The sequence below is a fragment of the Geodermatophilus sp. YIM 151500 genome, assembly GCF_025716945.1.
GTDB lineage: Bacteria > Actinomycetota > Actinomycetes > Mycobacteriales > Geodermatophilaceae > YIM-151500.
In genome coordinates this window covers 299,064-315,543 of record NZ_JAOVZT010000005.1, presented here as the reverse complement: position 1 = coordinate 315,543, position 16,480 = coordinate 299,064, and the positions used below count along the sequence as shown (strand labels likewise).

17 protein-coding genes are annotated in these 16,480 nt (G+C 75.0%); 2 read left to right on the top strand and 15 right to left on the bottom strand.

Going from position 1 to position 16,480, the window contains the following annotated elements; all coding sequences use genetic code 11:
• Window positions 1-94: 94 nt before the first annotated feature.
• The 8 genes from OF117_RS11590 to OF117_RS11555 form a co-directional block, all read right to left on the bottom strand.
• Complete coding sequence (locus OF117_RS11590) at window positions 95-1,024, bottom strand: type II secretion system F family protein (RefSeq protein ID WP_263552985.1); 930 nt, start codon at window positions 1,022-1,024, stop codon at window positions 95-97.
• Entirely contained in the window at window positions 1,024-2,472 is a 1,449-nt protein-coding gene (locus tag OF117_RS11585; RefSeq protein ID WP_263552984.1) for a CpaF family protein, read from the bottom strand. Before OF117_RS11585 ends, OF117_RS11590 begins: the two co-directional genes overlap by 1 nt.
• Complete coding sequence (locus OF117_RS11580; protein WP_263552983.1) at window positions 2,469-3,662, bottom strand: CpaE family protein; 1,194 nt, start codon at window positions 3,660-3,662, stop codon at window positions 2,469-2,471. Before OF117_RS11580 ends, OF117_RS11585 begins: the two co-directional genes overlap by 4 nt.
• Window positions 3,659-4,411 (bottom strand): Flp pilus assembly protein CpaB, encoded by a 753-nt coding sequence (locus tag OF117_RS11575; protein WP_263552982.1) that lies wholly within the window; start codon window positions 4,409-4,411, stop codon window positions 3,659-3,661. The genes OF117_RS11580 and OF117_RS11575 overlap by 4 nt, the downstream gene beginning before the upstream one ends.
• Window positions 4,412-4,425: 14 nt before the next feature.
• Window positions 4,426-5,532 carry a Tad domain-containing protein gene (locus tag OF117_RS11570; protein WP_263552981.1) on the bottom strand — a complete coding sequence of 369 codons (1,107 nt, stop codon included), beginning with the start codon at window positions 5,530-5,532 and terminating at the stop codon, window positions 4,426-4,428.
• Window positions 5,520-5,924 carry a TadE/TadG family type IV pilus assembly protein gene (locus tag OF117_RS11565; protein WP_263552980.1) on the bottom strand — a complete coding sequence of 135 codons (405 nt, stop codon included), beginning with the start codon at window positions 5,922-5,924 and terminating at the stop codon, window positions 5,520-5,522. The genes OF117_RS11570 and OF117_RS11565 overlap by 13 nt, the downstream gene beginning before the upstream one ends.
• Window positions 5,925-6,007: 83 nt before the next feature.
• Entirely contained in the window at window positions 6,008-6,232 is a 225-nt protein-coding gene (locus tag OF117_RS11560; protein ID WP_263552979.1) for a Flp family type IVb pilin, read from the bottom strand.
• A gap of 173 nt (window positions 6,233-6,405) precedes the next feature.
• Window positions 6,406-7,113 carry a prepilin peptidase gene (locus OF117_RS11555; RefSeq protein ID WP_263552978.1) on the bottom strand — a complete coding sequence of 236 codons (708 nt, stop codon included), beginning with the start codon at window positions 7,111-7,113 and terminating at the stop codon, window positions 6,406-6,408.
• 121 nt (window positions 7,114-7,234) lie between these two features.
• Between OF117_RS11555 and OF117_RS11550 the strand changes: the two genes are divergently transcribed.
• Complete coding sequence (locus OF117_RS11550; protein WP_263552977.1) at window positions 7,235-8,488, top strand: APC family permease; 1,254 nt, start codon at window positions 7,235-7,237, stop codon at window positions 8,486-8,488.
• Between the two features lie 85 nt (window positions 8,489-8,573).
• Window positions 8,574-8,804, top strand: a complete 231-nt coding sequence (locus OF117_RS11545; protein ID WP_263552976.1) for a hypothetical protein — start codon at window positions 8,574-8,576, stop codon at window positions 8,802-8,804.
• A 3-nt stretch (window positions 8,805-8,807) separates the two neighbouring features.
• Here OF117_RS11545 and OF117_RS11540 read toward each other — a convergent pair whose 3' ends face one another.
• From OF117_RS11540 to OF117_RS11510, 7 genes are all read right to left on the bottom strand, one after another.
• Window positions 8,808-9,509 (bottom strand): class F sortase, encoded by a 702-nt coding sequence (locus tag OF117_RS11540; protein ID WP_263552975.1) that lies wholly within the window; start codon window positions 9,507-9,509, stop codon window positions 8,808-8,810.
• A gap of 139 nt (window positions 9,510-9,648) precedes the next feature.
• Complete coding sequence (locus OF117_RS11535) at window positions 9,649-10,419, bottom strand: hypothetical protein (protein WP_263552974.1); 771 nt, start codon at window positions 10,417-10,419, stop codon at window positions 9,649-9,651.
• A gap of 355 nt (window positions 10,420-10,774) precedes the next feature.
• Window positions 10,775-11,503 carry a glutamine amidotransferase gene (locus tag OF117_RS11530; RefSeq protein WP_263552973.1) on the bottom strand — a complete coding sequence of 243 codons (729 nt, stop codon included), beginning with the start codon at window positions 11,501-11,503 and terminating at the stop codon, window positions 10,775-10,777.
• Window positions 11,504-11,549: 46 nt separating this feature from the next.
• On the bottom strand, window positions 11,550-12,269 hold the full coding sequence (locus OF117_RS11525) for an ABC transporter ATP-binding protein (protein WP_411969449.1): 720 nt from the start codon (window positions 12,267-12,269) through the stop codon (window positions 11,550-11,552).
• An 82-nt stretch (window positions 12,270-12,351) separates the two neighbouring features.
• The gene (locus tag OF117_RS11520; RefSeq protein ID WP_263552971.1) at window positions 12,352-14,175 is read right to left on the bottom strand and encodes an ATP-binding cassette domain-containing protein; all 1,824 of its coding nucleotides are present in this window, start codon (window positions 14,173-14,175) and stop codon (window positions 12,352-12,354) included.
• Complete coding sequence (locus tag OF117_RS11515) at window positions 14,175-15,050, bottom strand: branched-chain amino acid ABC transporter permease (protein WP_263552970.1); 876 nt, start codon at window positions 15,048-15,050, stop codon at window positions 14,175-14,177. The genes OF117_RS11520 and OF117_RS11515 overlap by 1 nt, the downstream gene beginning before the upstream one ends.
• Before the next feature lie 177 nt (window positions 15,051-15,227).
• Window positions 15,228-16,409 (bottom strand): ABC transporter substrate-binding protein, encoded by a 1,182-nt coding sequence (locus tag OF117_RS11510; RefSeq protein WP_263552969.1) that lies wholly within the window; start codon window positions 16,407-16,409, stop codon window positions 15,228-15,230.
• Between the last annotated feature and the right edge of the window lie 71 nt (window positions 16,410-16,480).

The following is a 16,480-nucleotide window of genomic DNA, read 5'->3' as shown; positions in this document are numbered from 1 at the left end:
TGGTCAGGAGCGGCGTCAGCACGGGTTCCCCACCGGAGGTGTGTTGGTCAGGAGCGGCGTCAGCACGGGTTCCCCACCGGAGGTGTGTTCGTCATCAGAACCGGATCGCCACGGTCTTCTTCAGCCACAGGCCGCCGGCGAGCATCATGACCGCCGCGACGGCCAGCATCGCGTAGCCCACCAGGCTCTCTGTGAACGCGGACAGGTAACCCGGGTTGGTCACCGCGATGAAGCTGCACACGCCGAACGGCAGCGCCATCAGCACGACGGCCGACAGCTTGCCCTCCGCCGACAGCGCCTTGACCTGCCGTCGGATGGCGTTGCGCTCGCGGATCGTGTGGCCGACCGCGTCCAGCACCTCGGCCAGGTTGCCGCCGACCTCGCGGTGGATCGCGATCGCCTGCGCCACCCAGGCGAAGTCGTCGCTGCCGGTGCGCTCGGCGATCTCGTCGAGCGCCTCGGCCAGGTCGCGGCCGACGCGGGTCTCGTTGACCAGCCGGGCGAACTCCTCCGAGGTCGGTGCGGCCGCCTCCTGGCTGACCGCGTCCACCGCCCGCAGCAGGCTGTGCCCGGCGCGCAGGCTGCTGGCCATCAGCTGCAGCGAGTCGTCGAGCTGGTCGGCGAAGGCGGCCTGCCGCCGCGCGGTCCGGAACCGGACGAACAGGCGCGCGCCCAGGGGGACGGCTCCCACCGCGAGCAGCGCGACCAGCGGACCGCCGAGCAGCCCGCCGAGCAGCGCGGCGCCGAGGGTGCCCAGGCCGGCCAGCAGGACGACGTCCGGCAGGGCGGTGGCGATACCGGCCCGCTCCAGCGCGGCCGCCCAGCCGGCCACGAGCCCGCGCCGCGCCAGCACCTTCTCGACGGCCGCCCCGGCAGCGGCCCCGGCCCCGGCCAGGGCTGACGCCTGCGGGGCCACCGTGGGGTCCAGCCGCGACAGCGGCACCCGGGCCGGCGCGGGGACGACGACGAGGGCGAGCAGCATCAGCGCGCCGGCGACCGCGGCCACGCCGAGGGCGAGCAGCATCAGCCCCACCCCCGCGCGCCGGCCGGCTCGGCGACGCCGAAGACCCGCGGCGACAACCGGATGCCCAGCTCGTCGAACCGGTCGGTGAACCGCGGCCGGACGCCGGTGGGCACCGGCTTGCCCAGGAACCGGCCGCTCGCGTCGACGCCGGCGGAGTAGTCGAAGAGGAAGGCGTCCTGCAGGGTGACCGTCTCGCCCTCCATGCCCTGCACCTCGGTCACGTGCGTGACCCGGCGGGTGCCGTCGCGCAGCCGGGTCAGCTGGACGACGACGTCGACGGCCGAGGCGATCTGCTCGCGGATGGCGCGCAGCGGCAGGTCCATGCCGGCCATGAGCACCAGCGTCTCCAGCCGCGCGATCGCGTCGCGCGGGGAGTTGGCGTGCACCGTCGACAGCGACCCGTCGTGCCCGGTGTTCATCGCCTGCAGCATGTCCAGCGACTCCCCGCCGCGGCACTCGCCGACCACGATGCGGTCGGGCCGCATCCGCAGCGAGTTGCGCACCAGGTCGCGGATGGTGATCGCGCCCTTGCCCTCGATGTTGGGCGGGCGGGACTCCAGCCGGACGACGTGGTCCTGCTGGAGCTGCAGCTCGACGGCGTCCTCGATGGTGACGATCCGCTCGCCGTCCGGGATGAACGACGACAGCACGTTGAGCAGGGTCGTCTTCCCGGTGCCGGTGCCGCCGGAGACGATCACGTTGAGCCGGGCCTCGACGCAGGCCTCCAGCAGCTCGGCCATCTCCGGCGAGAGGGTGCCGAAGCCGATCAGGTCGTCGACGGTGAACGGGTCCTTGGCGAACTTGCGGATGGTCAGCGACGACCCGCTGAAGGCCAGCGGCGGGATGATCGCGTTCACCCGGGAGCCGTCGGCCAGCCGGGCGTCGACCAGCGGTGAGGACTCGTCGATCCGCCGTCCGACCCGGCTCACGATCCGGTCGATCACCCGGCGGAGGTGCTCCTCGGAGGTGAAGCGCGACGCCGTCCGCTCCAGCCGGCCGCCGCGCTCGACGTAGATGTTCTCCGGCCCGTTGACCATGATCTCGGAGACCGCGTCGTCGTCGAGGAAGCGCTGCAGCGGACCGAAGCCGAGCACGTCGTCGGCGAGCTCCGCGGTCAGCCGGCCCCGCTCCTCCGCGCTGAGCGGGATCTTCTCCTCCTCGACGACCTCGTCGAGCTCGCCCAGCACGAGCGCGCGCAGCTGCTGCTCGGACAGCGACGGGTCGTTGAGCCGGCCCCCCATGCGCTCGAACAGCGCCTTGCCCACCCGGTCCTTGAGCCGGGTGAGCGCGTCGGGCGGCGGTGGGACGGCATCCGCGGCCGGGCGGGACGTCGGCCGCTCGGCGGCCCGCGGCGCCGGCACGGCGGGCGCTCCGGACAGTGCGGCGGCGGGCGCGGGCGCCGGAGCCGGTCGGCCCTGGGCCGCGGCGAGGCGCTCGGAGAGGTTCACGACGACGCCCGGTGCTTGGCCCGGTACCGGCCGGGCCTCATCAGCGGGGTGGCGGCGAAGCGCGACACCAGCCGCCTGAGCTCCTTGACCATCGGATCGCGCTTGCGGCCGTTCGCCAGCAGCGGCACCCCCTGGTTCGTCGACGTGGGCACCGAGGTCGACCGCGGCAGGACGACGTCCACGCCGGTGCCGATGGCCAGCTCCACGTCGCGCACCGACAGGCCGCCCTTGGCGTCGGCGAAGTTCATCACGACGTGCCGGCCGGCCGGGATCATGCACAGCTCGCGCAGCACGTCGAGCTCCTTGCGCAGCCCGCGGACGCCGGGGACGTCCATGCTGGTCAGCATGATCACGTCACTGGCGCGGTCCAGGGCGGCGAGGGTCTGCTCGGACAGGCCGGGGGCGGTGTCGACGACGACGTAGCGGAACTCCCGGGCGAGGGAGGCCAGCAGGCGGCCGACGTCGTCCCCGGTCACCGTGTCGCCGGCGGCGGGTGACTCCGCCCCGCACACGGCGTACAGCCCGCTGGGGTGCTGGGTGAGGAAGGTCTTGAGGACCATCGTGTCCTCGCTGGCCGGGCCGCGGACGACGTCGGGCAGCGTGTACTCGGGCGTGAGGCCGAGCGCCGAGCCGACGTCGCCGAACTGGACGTCGAGGTCGACCAGCACGGTCGACTGGGGCGCGGCGGCGGTGAGACCGATGGCCAGGTTGGTCGAGACCGTGGTCTTGCCCACGCCACCCTTCGGCGAGGCGATCGTGATGACCCGGCCGGTGTAGCGGTCGGTCTCGGAGACCGGCCGCAGCACCCGACGCCGGCCGGCCGCGGCCTGCCCGGCCCGGTCGACGGCCTCGCGGATGGAGAGCACGTCGGCCGACGGCGAGAGCAGGTCGCGGATGCCCGAGCGCATCGCCGCCTGCCACATCTGCGGCGAGGCCTCGGCGATGAGCACCACCGTGATGCCGGGGCTCTGCACGTCGAGCCGGGCGGCCAGGGTGAGCACCTGGTCGGGCGGGGCGAGCGGGCCGACGAGCAGGACGTCGGGCAGCTCGCCGTCCGGGAGCTGCTCGAACAGCCGGGACGGGTCGCCGGGCAGCCGGCCGGGCGGCAGCACGTGGACGTCGCCGTCGGTGGCCTGCTTGACGCGGAGCGCGAGGTCCTCCTCGGCTCCGGCGAGGACGACGCGGCTCATCCCAGGTCCTTCTCGTAGACGGTGGCGGAGTCGAGGACGGAGGTGCCGTCGACGGCGGCGCCCTCCGGCTCGAGCGAGAGCCAGAGGCTGCCGTGCTCGGCACCGAAGACGACCGCCTCGGCCTGGGCGGCGGTGACCGCGAGGGTGACCAGCAGGCTGGTCGACGGCAGCGCCGTGCCGGCCGAGGCGGTCGCCGGATCGCCGGACTGCGCCGGGTCGGCGGGCGCGGGCGCGCCCTGCACCTGGGTCACGAGCACCCGGTGCAGCACGGCGTGGGTCTGCCCACCGGCGTCGCCGGACTGCGAGACGAGGACGCCGACGGTGTCACCGGCGGCCAGCCGGCCGCCGACCGCACGCTGCGGCTCGAGCAGCACGCTGACCTCCTGCAGGCCGGCCGGGACCTCGACGGTGCCCGGCGTGCCCAGGTCGGCGGGTGCGGCGAAGCGCGCGAGCAGCAGCTGCTCGCCCGCGAGCAGGTCGACGGTGGCCACCTGGCCGGCCAGCTCGGCCAGGTCGGTGACCCGCCCCGGCAGGGCGGCCTTGACCGGCACCAGGTCGGTGCGGACCAGACCCGGCAGGTCGGCAGCCGGCGTGCCGGCGGGGACGGGCCGGTCGGCCACCAGCACCTCCACGGTGCGGACCCCGGCGAGGGCGCGGGCGTCCGCGCCGCGCACGTAGGCCAGCAGGACCACGGTGCCGGCCCCCAGCAGGGCCAGCGCCGCCACCGCGGCGATCAGTCGACGTCGCATGATTTCGGCGCCCCTTATCGGATGAGTCGGAGGATCCAGGCGCCGAGCGCGGGCGCGGTGGAGTCGTAGAAGAAGCCGTCGGTGGGCTCGACGAAGCGGGTGAAGTAGCCGCGGATGCACCGGTCGCTGCCGCCGGCGCCCCCGCCGTCGTCCGTGCCGCCGTCGCCGCCCTTGCCGTTGCCCTTGTCCTTGCCGCCCCCGGCGCCGGCGCTGGTGCCGGTGCCGGTGCCGGCGCTAGTGCCGGTGCCGCTGCCGGCGTCGCAGGCTTGGCCCTTGTACTGGCCGGAGAAGTCCCAGTCGGTGATCGTGAAGGCCGCGTAGGCGTACACGCGGTACCAGGCGTGGTTGCCGTTGCCTCCGGCCTGGTCGTAGATGGGCAGCAGCACGGTGCGGTTGCGCAGGGCCTCGAAGTCCTCCGGCTCGCAGCCCTTCGACGGGTTGTTGCCCGGCTCCGACTCCGCCTCCTGCCCGATCCGGGTGGTCGCGCGGCAGGTGTTGCCATCGGTCTTCAGCCAGCCGAAACCCCCGGGCACCGGGTTGCCGGACTTGGGACCGGGGCAGTCGGCGTCGGACTTCTTGGGCAGCCGGATGGTGCGCTGCGTGGTGCCCGAGGGCAGCCCGCCGCCCGTCTGGGCCAGGAACTCACACCAGGAGAAGATCAGCGGCAGCGCCGCCGTGCCGCCGCCGGGGCCGCCCCAGGCGACCGTCGCCGTCGCCGACACCGCGGTCGCGTCGTGCCCGATCACCGGCGCGAACCAGTGCTGCTTGGGCGTGCTGCCGGTGACGGTGACGCTCGTCGGGTTCTCGGACAGCTGCGGTGGCGCCGCCACGGCGGTGCCGAGATTGGCGGTGACCAGCTCCTGGGCGGTGGCCTGCATGTCACCGCACGCGCCGCGCGCGCAGTCGGCGGCCACCGCCAGCGCCGCGGCGTCGGCGGCGACCTGCAGCTTGGCCCGCTCGGCGTAGAGGGCGCCGATGTCGACGGCGAGGGCGGCGACGCCCAGCACGGGCACCATGAGGAAGGCGAGCAGCACGGCCGTGGCGCCGCGCTCGCCGTCCCGGGCCACGCCGGGCCCGCGGGTCGACCGGCGGGTCAGCCGGCGGGGGGTCAGCCGTTGCACCGCATGACCCCCGTTCCGGTCAGCTCGAGCCCGTCGCCGAAGAAGTCGGTGAGGAAGGGCATCGGGTAGGTGATGGTCAGCCGGACGTCGGTGTCGCTCACCGCCACCGGGCAGGACGCCGGAGCGATGGCGATGTGGGCATCGGTGATCGCCGGGTCGAGACTGGCGGCCGCCTCGCGCACCGCCGTCCGGGCCTGGGCCGGGTCGTTGCGCAGGGCCATGGCCCGCGCGCCCTCCCGGGCGGCGGCCGAGAGCGTGCCCTGCACCTGGAAGGCGTGGCCGAACTCGACGATGCCCAGCAGCAGCGTCAGCAGGATCGGGACGAGGAAGGCGAACTCGACCGCGGTGGCGCCGCGTTGGTCGGCCAGGCGTGCCCGCTGCCGTGCCCGCATCGATCCCTCCCCTGCCGTGCAGCGGTGCAGCGGCCCCCACGTGCGGGGCCGCTGCACCGAGCAGCCGCAACCGGTACGTGAGGTCAGGAACCGGCGGCCGCGCCCTCCGCGCCGCCGAGCTGGTTGGTGATCTCCTGGAACAGCCCGTCCAGCTGGCCGCCGAGGGTGATGACGGTCGCGATGATGACGGCGGCGATGAGGCCCACCATCAGGCCGTACTCGACGGCGGTGGCGCCCTTCTCCTCGCGGCGCAGGCGCTCGGAGGCGAAGGCGACGAGGGTGGCGATCGTGGCGTAGGGGTGGATCACGGTGGCTCCCTGGGGTGTCGGCCGGCGTGGTCCGGGTCGGCTGATCCGGCCGTGCGGCTGTGGGAGCTGGATCGTGCGGGCCTCCAGCCGGCTTGAGCGCTGGTCACCCGGACGGGCGACAGCCGGCACGCCTCCGGGCGACGTCGCCGCCCGGAGATCACCGTGCGTGACGGTCAACCGGCCGGCACGGCCCCCCAGACGGCCAGCGCGGCGCCCACCAGCATCGCCGGGCCGAACGGCAGCTCGCCGCGCAGCCCGATCCTCCGCACGGCCAGCAGCACCAGTGCGAGCGCGGCCTGCACGACGAAACCGAGGACGGCGCCGGCGGCCAGCGCCGTCCAGCCCAGCCAGCCCAGGTGCAGGCCGAGCAGGCCGGCGAGCTTGACGTCGCCCATGCCCAGCCCGCCCGGGGAGAGCAGCGCCAGCCCGAGGTAGCCGGCGAAGAGCACCGCGGCGCCCGCGGCGGCCCGGCCGAGTACCGCCCACTCCCCCGTGACCAGGGCCGCAGCGGCCAGCAGCAGCGCGCCGGCGGCGAACGCCGGCCCGACGACCCGGTTGGGCAACAACCTGTGCCGCAGGTCGATCACGGTGAGGAGCACACCGGTGCCCGCCAGCGCGAGGAACGCAGGCAGGTCGGCCGCGGGGCCGAGGCGCAGTGCGGTCAGGGCGAAGAGGGCCGCGGTCGCGACCTCGAGCAGCGGCCGGCGGACGGCGACCCGGGTGGGCGACGCCACGCGCACCCCGCTGCCGGTGGCTCCCCCGGCCGCGGGCTGCTCCCCGGCCGCGGCCGTGCCGGCCCACGGGAAGGCCCCCGCGGCCCGGTTGGCGGCCGCCCCGACGACCAGCCCGAGCAGTGCGCAGACCGCGACGAGCACGGTCATCGCGGGAACCTGGCGGCGGGCACGGCGGGAACGATGTCACACGATCCGCCGTCCACCCGGGAGGCTGTGGATCGCGGCTCCCGGCACCGGGCGTTCACCTGGGGCGCCTAGCGTGCGCGGGGTGATCACCGAGCCCCGGCTGGCGCGCCGCCTCGGCACCGCGGACGCCGTCGTGATCGGGCTGGGCTCCATGATCGGGGCGGGAGTCTTCGCCGCCTTCGCGCCGGCCGCCGCGGCCGCCGGCAGCTGGCTGCTCGCCGGCCTCGCCCTCGCCGCGGTCGTGGCCTACTGCAACGCGACCTCGTCGGCGCAGCTGGCCGCGCAGTACCCGAGCTCGGGCGGCAGCTACCTGTACGGCCGCGAGCGGCTGGGGCCGTGGTGGGGGTTCCTCGCCGGCTGGTCGTTCGTGGTCGGCAAGACCGCGAGCTGCGCGGCGATGGCGCTGACGTTCGCCGCCTACGCCGTCCCGGCCGGCTGGCAGCGGCCGGCCGCGGTCGCTGCCGTGCTGGCGCTGACCGCGGTGAACCACCGCGGCATCACGCGCACGGCCGGGCTGACCCGGGTGCTCGTCACCGTCGTCCTGGCCGCGCTGGCCGTCGGCGTCGCCGCCGCGCTGGTCGGTGGCGACGCCGATCCGGACCGGCTGTCCGGAGGCGGGACGGACGCTGGCTGGTACGGCGTCCTGCAGTCGGCCGGGCTGCTGTTCTTCGCCTTCGCCGGGTACGCCCGCATCGCCACCCTCGGCGAGGAGGTCCGGGATCCCGCCCGCACCATCCCGCGCGCCATCCCGGTGGCGCTGGGCATCGCCGTGGCGGTCTACGCCGCGGTCGCCGTCACCGTGCTGCTCGTGCTCGGCCCCGGCGGCGTGGCCGCCGCGCCCGACCCGCTCGCCGCGGCGGCGCAGGCCGGCGGGTGGGCGGCGGCCGGACCGGTCGTCCGGGCCGGAGCGGCCGCGGCCTCGCTCGGCGCGCTGCTCGCGCTCGTCGCCGGCGTCGGGCGGACCGGCCTGGCGATGGCCCGCAACGGCGACCTGCCCCGGTGGCTGGCCGCCGTCCACCCGCGCTACCAGGTCCCGCACCGCGCCCAGTCGGCCGTGGCCGCCGCGGCGTGTGCGCTCGTGCTGACCGTCGACCTGCGCGGCGCGATCGGCTTCTCGTCGTTCGGCGTGCTGCTCTACTACGTCGTCGCGAACCTGGCCGCCGCCACCCAGACCCCTGACCGGCGGCGGTGGCCGCGCGCGCTGCAGGTGGCCGGGGTCGCGGGGTGCCTGGCGCTGGCGGCCACGCTGCCGTGGCCGGCCGTCGTGGGCGGCGTGGCCGTGGTCGGCGCCGGCTGCGCGTACCGGCTGGTCACGCGGCGGCGGAACCGGGGCTGACCGTCGTCGGACGGCCTGCCGGAGGGGTCGCGGCGGGCTACGGTCCGCGGCAGGCGACCGGCCGCGGTCGCGGGGAGGTCGAGCGATGAGCGTCCACGTCGTCCTGCACGGCGAACCGGCCGGCGTGCTGTCCTTCGACGACGTGAGCCTGCCACCCGACCGGGGCGGGTTGTACGGCTACCACGTCGGGGCGGGGGGTGAGCTGATCGTCTTGGTCGACGAGCGAGGGGAGAGCCACGTGGAGCGGGTGTTCGGCCCGACCACCTGGCACAGCGTCACCGGCGACGTCTGGCGGAAGGGCCTGCTGCTGCGGTGACCGTCAGGCGGCCCGCTCGTCGACCAGGGAGGCGAAGGCGACCACGTTGTCCTCGTAGCTGCGGGCGGCGGGGTCGAAGTCGCCCCCGCAGGTGATCAACCGGAGCTCCGCCCCGTCCGTGTTGCCGTAGACCTCGAGGGTCGGGAAGTCCCCCTTGGCGTAGCGGGCCACCCGGTCGACGGCGAACACCGCGACCGTGCCGTCGGCCCGCGCGACCTGCACCTCGGCACCGGGCGTCAGCGCCCCCAACTCGAAGAAGACGCCGGGGCCGTGCTCGGCGGAGTCGACGTGGCCCAGCAGCACCGCCGGGCCCCGGGCGCCGGGTGCGGGCCCGCGGCGGTACCAGCCGGCCCGGTCGTCCTCGACGAGCGGGGGGACCTCGACCGTGCCGTCGTCCCGCAGTCCGAGCCGGACCAGATCGCTCGACACCCCTATGGACGGGATGCGCAGGGCGACCGGGTCGGCGACGGGTGCGGGCGGTGCCGGCTCGGCGCCGGGACCGGACGGCGGGCCGGGCGGCAGCGGCGTGGGGGCGTTCGAGGGCGCGGGCGCCGTCGACGCGGTCGCAGCCGCGTCCGACGCCGGCGGTTGCGGCGCCCGCTGCTGCCCGGTGACCGCCACGACCACCGCGGCGAGCCCCACCACCGCGAGGGCCACGGCGATCGCCGCCCAGGTGCGCGCGGACGGCCGGGGGCTCTCGGTCACGGGCGGTGCTCCTCGGGACGGTGGGTGGCGGCGGCGGGGTCAGGGCCGCCGCCCGTCGGGCCCGCGTCGCGCAGAGGACGTCGGTGTCCCCTGCGCGACGCGGGAGCGCGCTCCCGGCCCGGAACCGGGCCGGGGCGGATCAGGCCTGGTCGGCGGCCGACCGGCGGCGGTAGGCGACGGCACCGGCCGCGGCGGCACCGGACAGCGCGACGGCACCGACGCCGATCGCCGCCTGCTGCTCGATGCCGGACGTGGCGCCGGCGCCGGTGTCCGCGCCACCACTGGGCGCGGTGCCCATCTGGGCCCTCGCCAGCGGGCCGCACGCGGCCGGGGCGGTGGCCTCCATGGGCAGCGACGGGTCCAGGTCGCTCGCGATGTCGCCGTCGTACTGCCCGCTGCCGTCCTTGTCCACGCCGTGCAGGACCAAGACCGCGGTGCCGGCGGCGAAGGCCTGCTGCACGTCCTCGGGGATGTCGAAGGTCCGCTCGTAGCTGATCGAGCCGCCGGCAGCCGTGGGGAACCGATCGACCGCCAGACCGCTGTCCGGGCTGGTGTCGCCCTCGGTGGTCAACGACGTGCCGATCGCCCCGTAGTAGCCCGCGCCCTCGGTGACGCTCACGAATCCGTCACCGTCGGCGTCATCGGCGTCGGTGGGGCAGCTGCCCTGGGCGCCGATGTGGAAGTGCTGCGCGTGCGGCGAGCCCGGCAGCAGGCCCTGGGCCTCGATCATCACCGTGGCGGAGTTCCCCTCCAGGGTGACCATGCCGGTACCGGACGCGCCCGAGCCGTTCAGCGCGCCCAGCTGGGCCTGGTAGCTGCCGTCGTGGGCGGCGGAGGCAGCGGTCATCGTGAGCAGCGGGAAGGCGGCGGCGGCGACGGCGACGGACGGGATGGCGAATGCCTTGCGCAAGAGAACTCCTCGCGGTCGTGGGTCGGCGCCGCCGCTGTTCCGCGGCGCCGCGGGACTGGTGCGGTACCGGACCCGGTCGTGCGGGCAGACGCGTCGGGCGGCTGCCGGTGTCCAGGGCCGGGGAAGGACCCGTGCCGGACGGGCGGCTCCCCTGCCGAGCGCGTGCCGGCTGCCGCACCGTCCTGCAGGACGTTCGTCGCCAGATGCCTCGGTGGTTCACCACCAGGACGCAAGCGACCTGATTGCGTGCATGACGATTGCGTGACGCCGATGGTCGGCAGCTCCGCTCGGGAACCGCGGCGACCCGCTCGCGGGGGTCCGCGGCGCAGATCCCGCGCGGGTCAGTGGTCCCGGTTCAGGCGTAGCGGGCGACGAAGTTGGCCAGCATGCGGCCGGGCTCGGTGACCACGGCGGTCTCGACCCGGGCGACGAGCTGCTCGAGCTCGGCGGGCGGGAAGTAGCCCGCGTGCTGGTACACGTGGATCCGCGTCACGAGGGCGGCGACGTCGAGCTCGGGGTGGAACTGGGTGGCGTACAGGTTCCGCTTGATGCGGAACATCTGCACCGGGCAGGCGGGCGAGGAGGCCAGCAGGACGGCGCCCCGCGGCAGCGTGCGGCAGGCCTCCTTGTGCCCGACGAACGCGGCGAACGTCCCCGGCAGGCCGGCCAGCACGGGGTCTGCGCGGCCCTCGGCGGTCAGCGTGATCGGCACGCAACCGATCGCCTCGCCGTAGGTCCGGTCGATGACCCCGCCCTGGTGCACGCCCAGCGTGCCGACGCCGTAGCAGGCGCCGAAGAACGGGAAGTCCCGCGCGACGATGCGGTCGAGCAGCGGGCGCAGCTCGGCCTCGACCCGGCGCTGGACCGGCGACTTGCCCTCCTCCGGGTCGCTGGAGTTGAACGGGCCGCCGCCCACGAAGACGCCCGCGTAGTCGTCGAGGTCGATGGGCGGCAGTGGCCCGGCCTCCAGGCGGACGCGGTGCAGCTCGTGCGGGCGCAGGCCGGTCAGCGTCAGGAAGGACTCGTACTCGCCGTCCGCGGCCAGGTCCTCGGCGCGCGTGGCCAGGAGCAGGAACGGCCGCACGGGTGGCGATGGTAGGTGCCGGCCGGCGCGCCGGGCCGGGACGCCCTCACCGCTGGTCGACGGCGCCGTCTCCCCCGAGGTACGCGGCGATGATCCGCTCGTCGGCGAGCAGCTCGTCGGCCGGGCCGGACTGCACCACCTCGCCGGTCTGCAGCACGTAGCCGTGGTCGGCCGCGCGCAGCGCGCGGCGGGCGTTCTGCTCGACCAGGACGACGGTCGTCCCGGAGCGCCGGATCTCCTCGATCACCCGGAACACCTCGTCGACGATCTTGGGCGCGAGCCCCATGGACGGCTCGTCCATGAGCATCACCGTGGGCCCGGCCACCAGCGCGCGGGCGATGGCGAGCATCTGCTGCTCCCCGCCGGACAGGCTGCCGGCCGGCAGGCCGCGGCGCTCGGCCAGCACCGGGAACCGGGCATACATGGCGTCGATGGCCTCGCGCGCCCGGCCCCCGGCGTGCCAGCCCCCCATCCGCAGGTTCTCCTCGATGGTGAGCGTGGCCAGGATCTGCCGGCCCTCGGGCACCTGGACCAGGCCCCGCCGGACCAGCTTGTGCGCCGGCACCCGGGTGACGTCCTGGCCCTCGAACGTGATCCGGCCGCCGGCCGGCCGCAACAACCCGGAGACGGCGTTGAGCACCGAAGACTTCCCGGCCCCGTTGGCCCCGACGAGGGTCACCAGCTGCCCGCGGCGGGCCTCGAAGGAGACCCCGCGGACGGCCTCCACCCGCCCGTAACGGACCCGCAGGTCCGAAACACCCAGGATCGACTCGCTCACGACGTCATCCGTCCGCTCCCGCGCAGCGCTCCGCTCCTGGCTCGCCGGCGCTCGCTGCGATGCTGTCCGCTCACGTGACGTCCCTCGCGGTCGGGCCGGTGGCGTCGGGCGGATCGAGCGTGCCGGCCCGGCTGGGCCGCGTCTCGGTGACCGGATCGGCGGTCCCGCCGTCGCCGGCCGGGCGCGACCCGGCCGCGGCGGCCGCCCCGCCGTGGACGTCGTCGGCCTCCTCGGCGCCCAGGTAGGCGTCGATGACGGCCGGGTTCGCCGCGATCTCCTCCGGCGTGCCGGTGGCGAGCACCTCGCCGAAGTCGAGGACGACGATGCGGCTGCAGGTGCGCAGGACCATCCCGACGTTGTGCTCGATGAACAGGATGGTCAGCCCGTCGGCGGCCAGCGACCGGATCAACGCCGACAGGGCCTCCGCCTCGACGTGGTTCATCCCCGCGGCCGGCTCGTCGAGCACCAGGAGGGTCGGATCGGCGGCGAGCGCTCGAGCGATCTCCAGCCGGCGCTGGTCGCCGTAGGAGAGCGCCGAGGCGCGGGTCCCGGCCTTCTCGGCGAGCCCGACCCGGTGCAGGCACCGCGCGGCGCGCTCCAGCGCGGCCCGCTCGTCGCGGCGGGCCGACGGCAGCCAGACCAGCCGTCGCAGGAAGGTCGGCCGATTCGCCAGGTGCCCGCCGACCAGCACGTTCTCCAGGGCGCTGAGCCGGGCGAACAGCTTGGAGTGCTGGAAGGTGCGGCTCACGCCGGCCGCGGTCACCCGGTGCACCGGCGTCGTCCCGATCGGGACCCCGAGCACCGTGGCGCGGCCCGCGCTGGGCGGTACCAGCCCGGTGAGCATGTTGACCAGCGTGGTCTTGCCCGCACCGTTCGGCCCGATCAGGCCGACCACCTCGCCGCTGCGGATCTCCAGGTCGACGTCCTGGACGGCGTGCACCCCGCCGTACTCCTTGGACAGCCCGGTCGCCGACACGACGGTCTCACCGGCCGGCGGGTGCTGCCGGACGCCGCCGAGGTCGGGACGCCGGTCGTCGCCGCCGAGCGCGGGCAGCCGGTTCCGCCGCGGGATGAGGCTGGCCAGACCGCCGGGCAGGAAAAGGATCACCACGAGCAGCAGCAGGCCGGACAGGAAGGGGCGGATCCAGCCGGCCTCGATGCCCACGGCCCGCTGGACCTCCGGGATCATCGTCTGGAAGCCACTGCCCAGCAGCGGGCCGAGGAACATCGTCGAGCCGCCGAGCACCGCGGTGACCAGGCCCTCGACGGCGGCGGTGAACCCGAAGTCGCCGGGCACGATCAGCCGGATGTAGTAGGCCAGCAGCACGCCGTAGAGACCGGCCACCGCCCCCGCGGTGACGAAGGCGGACAGCCGGTGCCGGCCGACGTCGATGCCCATGGCCCGGGCCGCCAGCTCGTCCTCCCGGATCGCCTCCAGCGCCCGCCCGTACCGGGAGCTGCCCATCCGCCAGAACCAGTAGGCCACGAGCACCGCCGCCGTCCAGGCCATGCCGAGCGTGACGACCCGGGGCACCGGCAGGCCCTGCGCCCCGCCGGTCCACTCCTGGTTGAGCAGGATGACCCGCACGGCCTCGCCGAAGCCGAGCGTGGCGATGGCCAGGAACACCCCGCGCAGGTGCATCGTGGGCAGGCCGAGCACGAGTGCGGCGAGGGCGCCGACCGCCATGCCGACGACGACGGCGCTGAGCAGGGCCGGCACGTCGCCCACGGCGTCGGGGTCGGGCGCCAGGGATACCGCGCTGAAGGCGGCCAGCGACGCGAATCCGGCCTGGCCGAGGCTGAGCTGCCCGGCGACCAGGACGGCGTAGAACGAGTAGGCGAAGATCGCGGCCAGCGCGACGAAGGTGAGCGTCGTCGAGTACTGCAGCAGCATCAGACCTCCCGGACCTTCCGGGCGCCGAGCAGGCCCTGCGGGCGCAGCAGCAGGATGGCGAACAGCAGCCCGAACGCGATGACGTCGCGCCAGGAGGAGCCGACGTACTCGACGGCGAACACCTCGGCCAGCCCGAGCAGCAGGCCGCCGATGAGCGCGCCGGGCAGCGAGCCCATCCCGCCGACGATGATCACGGCCAGGCCCTTGAGCTCGATCGCCGCGCCCATGCCCAGCTGGGCGGTGTTCACGTTGATCGCGAACAGCACGCCGGCGACGGCGCCGAGGGCCGAGGAGATCGCGAAGGTCCAGGCGGTGACCCGGTCGACGTTCACGCCGAGCACGCGGGCCGCGGTCGGGTTCTCCGCGATGGCGCGCATGCCCCGCCCCAGCCGGGTCCGGGTCACCAGGTAGGTCAGCGCGACCATCAGCGCGATCGACACCGCGACGATGACCACCTGCACGAGGGTCACCCGGGCGCCGACGACCTCGAAGTCGGTACCGGGGAACGAGCCCGGGGGGAACCGCCGGGTGTCCGGCCCGTAGCGCCACTGCAGCAGGGCGATGAGCATGCCGGCGATCGCGATGGAGGAGATCAGGCCGGCGAAGTGGGCGTCGGGCCGGTTCTTCAGCGGCCGGAAGGCCACCCGCTCGATGACCAGGCCGAGCAGCCCGCCCACGAGGAACACCACGGGCAGCGCCGTCCAGATCGACAGCCCGACCCGCTCGACCAGCTCGATGCCGACGAACGCCGAGACGGCGAAGACCGAGGGGTGCGCCAGGTTCAGCCGGTCGAGGATGCCGAACACGAGGGTGAAGCCGATGGCGAACAGCGCGTAGATCGAGCCGATCGAGATCCCGTTGAGGAACTGCTGCACGAGCCGTCCTTGTCTGGTCGTCCGTCCCCGGGCGGCGCGCCCGGGCGGCCGCGCGAGGCCGCCGAGGACGCCCCCGGCCGGTCGACGTGGCGTGGGCAAGGTAGCGCCGTCCCGCACGGCGGCGTCCCGGTGGCCCGGCACGGGGCCGGACCACCGGGACGCGTCACCGTCCGCCGGTCACTGGAGGACGGCGAACCGCCCGTCCTGCACGATCTGCACGGTGGCCGGGTGGTCGGCGTTGCGGTTCTCGTCGATGGAGAACTCGCCGAGCACCGTCGGCACGCCCTGCAGGTCGCCGAGGGCCTGCTGCAGGTCCTCCGCCGCGGCCGAGCAGCCGGCGCGGACGGCCTGGTCGACCAGCTTCAGCCCGGCGTAGGCCTGGGCGGCGAACTGGTCGGGCTGGCTGCCGTACTCGGCCTCGAAGGCCTGCAGGAACTCCTGGTTCTCCGGGTTGTCGGAGGCGGAGTTCCAGGCGGCGCCGACGACGACGCCCTCGGCGGCCTCGCCGGCTTCGGCCATGAGCTGCGGGTTGTTGAACCCGTTGCCGCCGATGATCGGGACGTCGATGCCGACCTGCCGGGCCTGGGTGACCAGCGGGATCGCCGCCTCGATGAGCGCGGAGACCACCACCGCGTCGGGGTTCGCGGCCTGCGCCTGGGTCAGGAGCGCCCGGAAGTCGGTGTCGCTCTTGGAGAAGGTCAGCGTCTCGGCGACCTCGATGCCCTCGTCCTTGAGCGCCGCGGCGAACGCCTCGTAGCCGGACTCGGTGAACGCGTCGTCGTTGCTGTACATGACGACGACCCGCTGCAGCCCGTACTCCTCCTTGGCCGCGGCGATCGTCTGCGGGATGACCGCCTGCTCGGTCAGCGAGTTGCGGAAGATGAAGTCGCCGATCTCGGTGACGCCCTCGGCGGTGTTGGAGATGCCCAGCACCGGCACCCCGGCGTCCTGGGCGATGGGGTCGGCCTGGACGGCGGCGTTCGACAGCGTGGGCCCGATGATCAGGCTGACCGGATCCTGCCCGGTGAACTGGTCGAACAGCGTGATGCTCTGCCGCGGGTCGGTCTCGTCGTCCTCGATGGTGAGGTCGTAGGTGACCCCGCCCTGCTCGTTGAGCTCCGCCAGCGCCAGCTCCAGCCCCTGCTGCTGCGACCGCCCGTAGCTGGCGGCGGCACCGGTCAGGCTCAGCACCGCGGCGAGGGGCACCGGCTGGTCGATGGTGCAGTCCGCGCCGGTGCCCTCCCCGGTGAGGCCCTCGGCGGCTGCCTGGCCGCCGCCACCGCCGTCGCCCGAACCGCAGGCGGCGAGGGCGAGGACCGTCGCGGTCGCCATCGCGACGGTGGTGCTCTTCGTACGCATGTCTCTCCCGTGCTGGTGCGCGCGACGGCGCCGGATGCGACGCCCCGTGGTGGGGTTCCGGCGACCAGCGC

Bases quoted from the DNA above. Each gene is read 5' to 3' on its own strand.
- OF117_RS11590 (WP_263552985.1), bottom strand. From the start codon at position 1,024: ATGCTGCTCGCCCTCGGCGTGGCCGCGGTCGCCGGCGCGCTGATGCTG.
- OF117_RS11580 (WP_263552983.1), bottom strand. From the start codon at position 3,662: ATGAGCCGCGTCGTCCTCGCCGGAGCCGAGGAGGACCTCGCGCTCCGC.
- OF117_RS11575 (WP_263552982.1), bottom strand. From the start codon at position 4,411: ATGCGACGTCGACTGATCGCCGCGGTGGCGGCGCTGGCCCTGCTGGGG.
- OF117_RS11565 (WP_263552980.1), bottom strand. From the start codon at position 5,924: ATGCGGGCACGGCAGCGGGCACGCCTGGCCGACCAACGCGGCGCCACC.
- OF117_RS11555 (WP_263552978.1), bottom strand. From the start codon at position 7,113: ATGACCGTGCTCGTCGCGGTCTGCGCACTGCTCGGGCTGGTCGTCGGG.
- OF117_RS11545 (WP_263552976.1), top strand. From the start codon at position 8,574: ATGAGCGTCCACGTCGTCCTGCACGGCGAACCGGCCGGCGTGCTGTCC.
- OF117_RS11520 (WP_263552971.1), bottom strand. From the start codon at position 14,175: ATGCTGCTGCAGTACTCGACGACGCTCACCTTCGTCGCGCTGGCCGCG.
- OF117_RS11510 (WP_263552969.1), bottom strand. From the start codon at position 16,409: ATGCGTACGAAGAGCACCACCGTCGCGATGGCGACCGCGACGGTCCTC.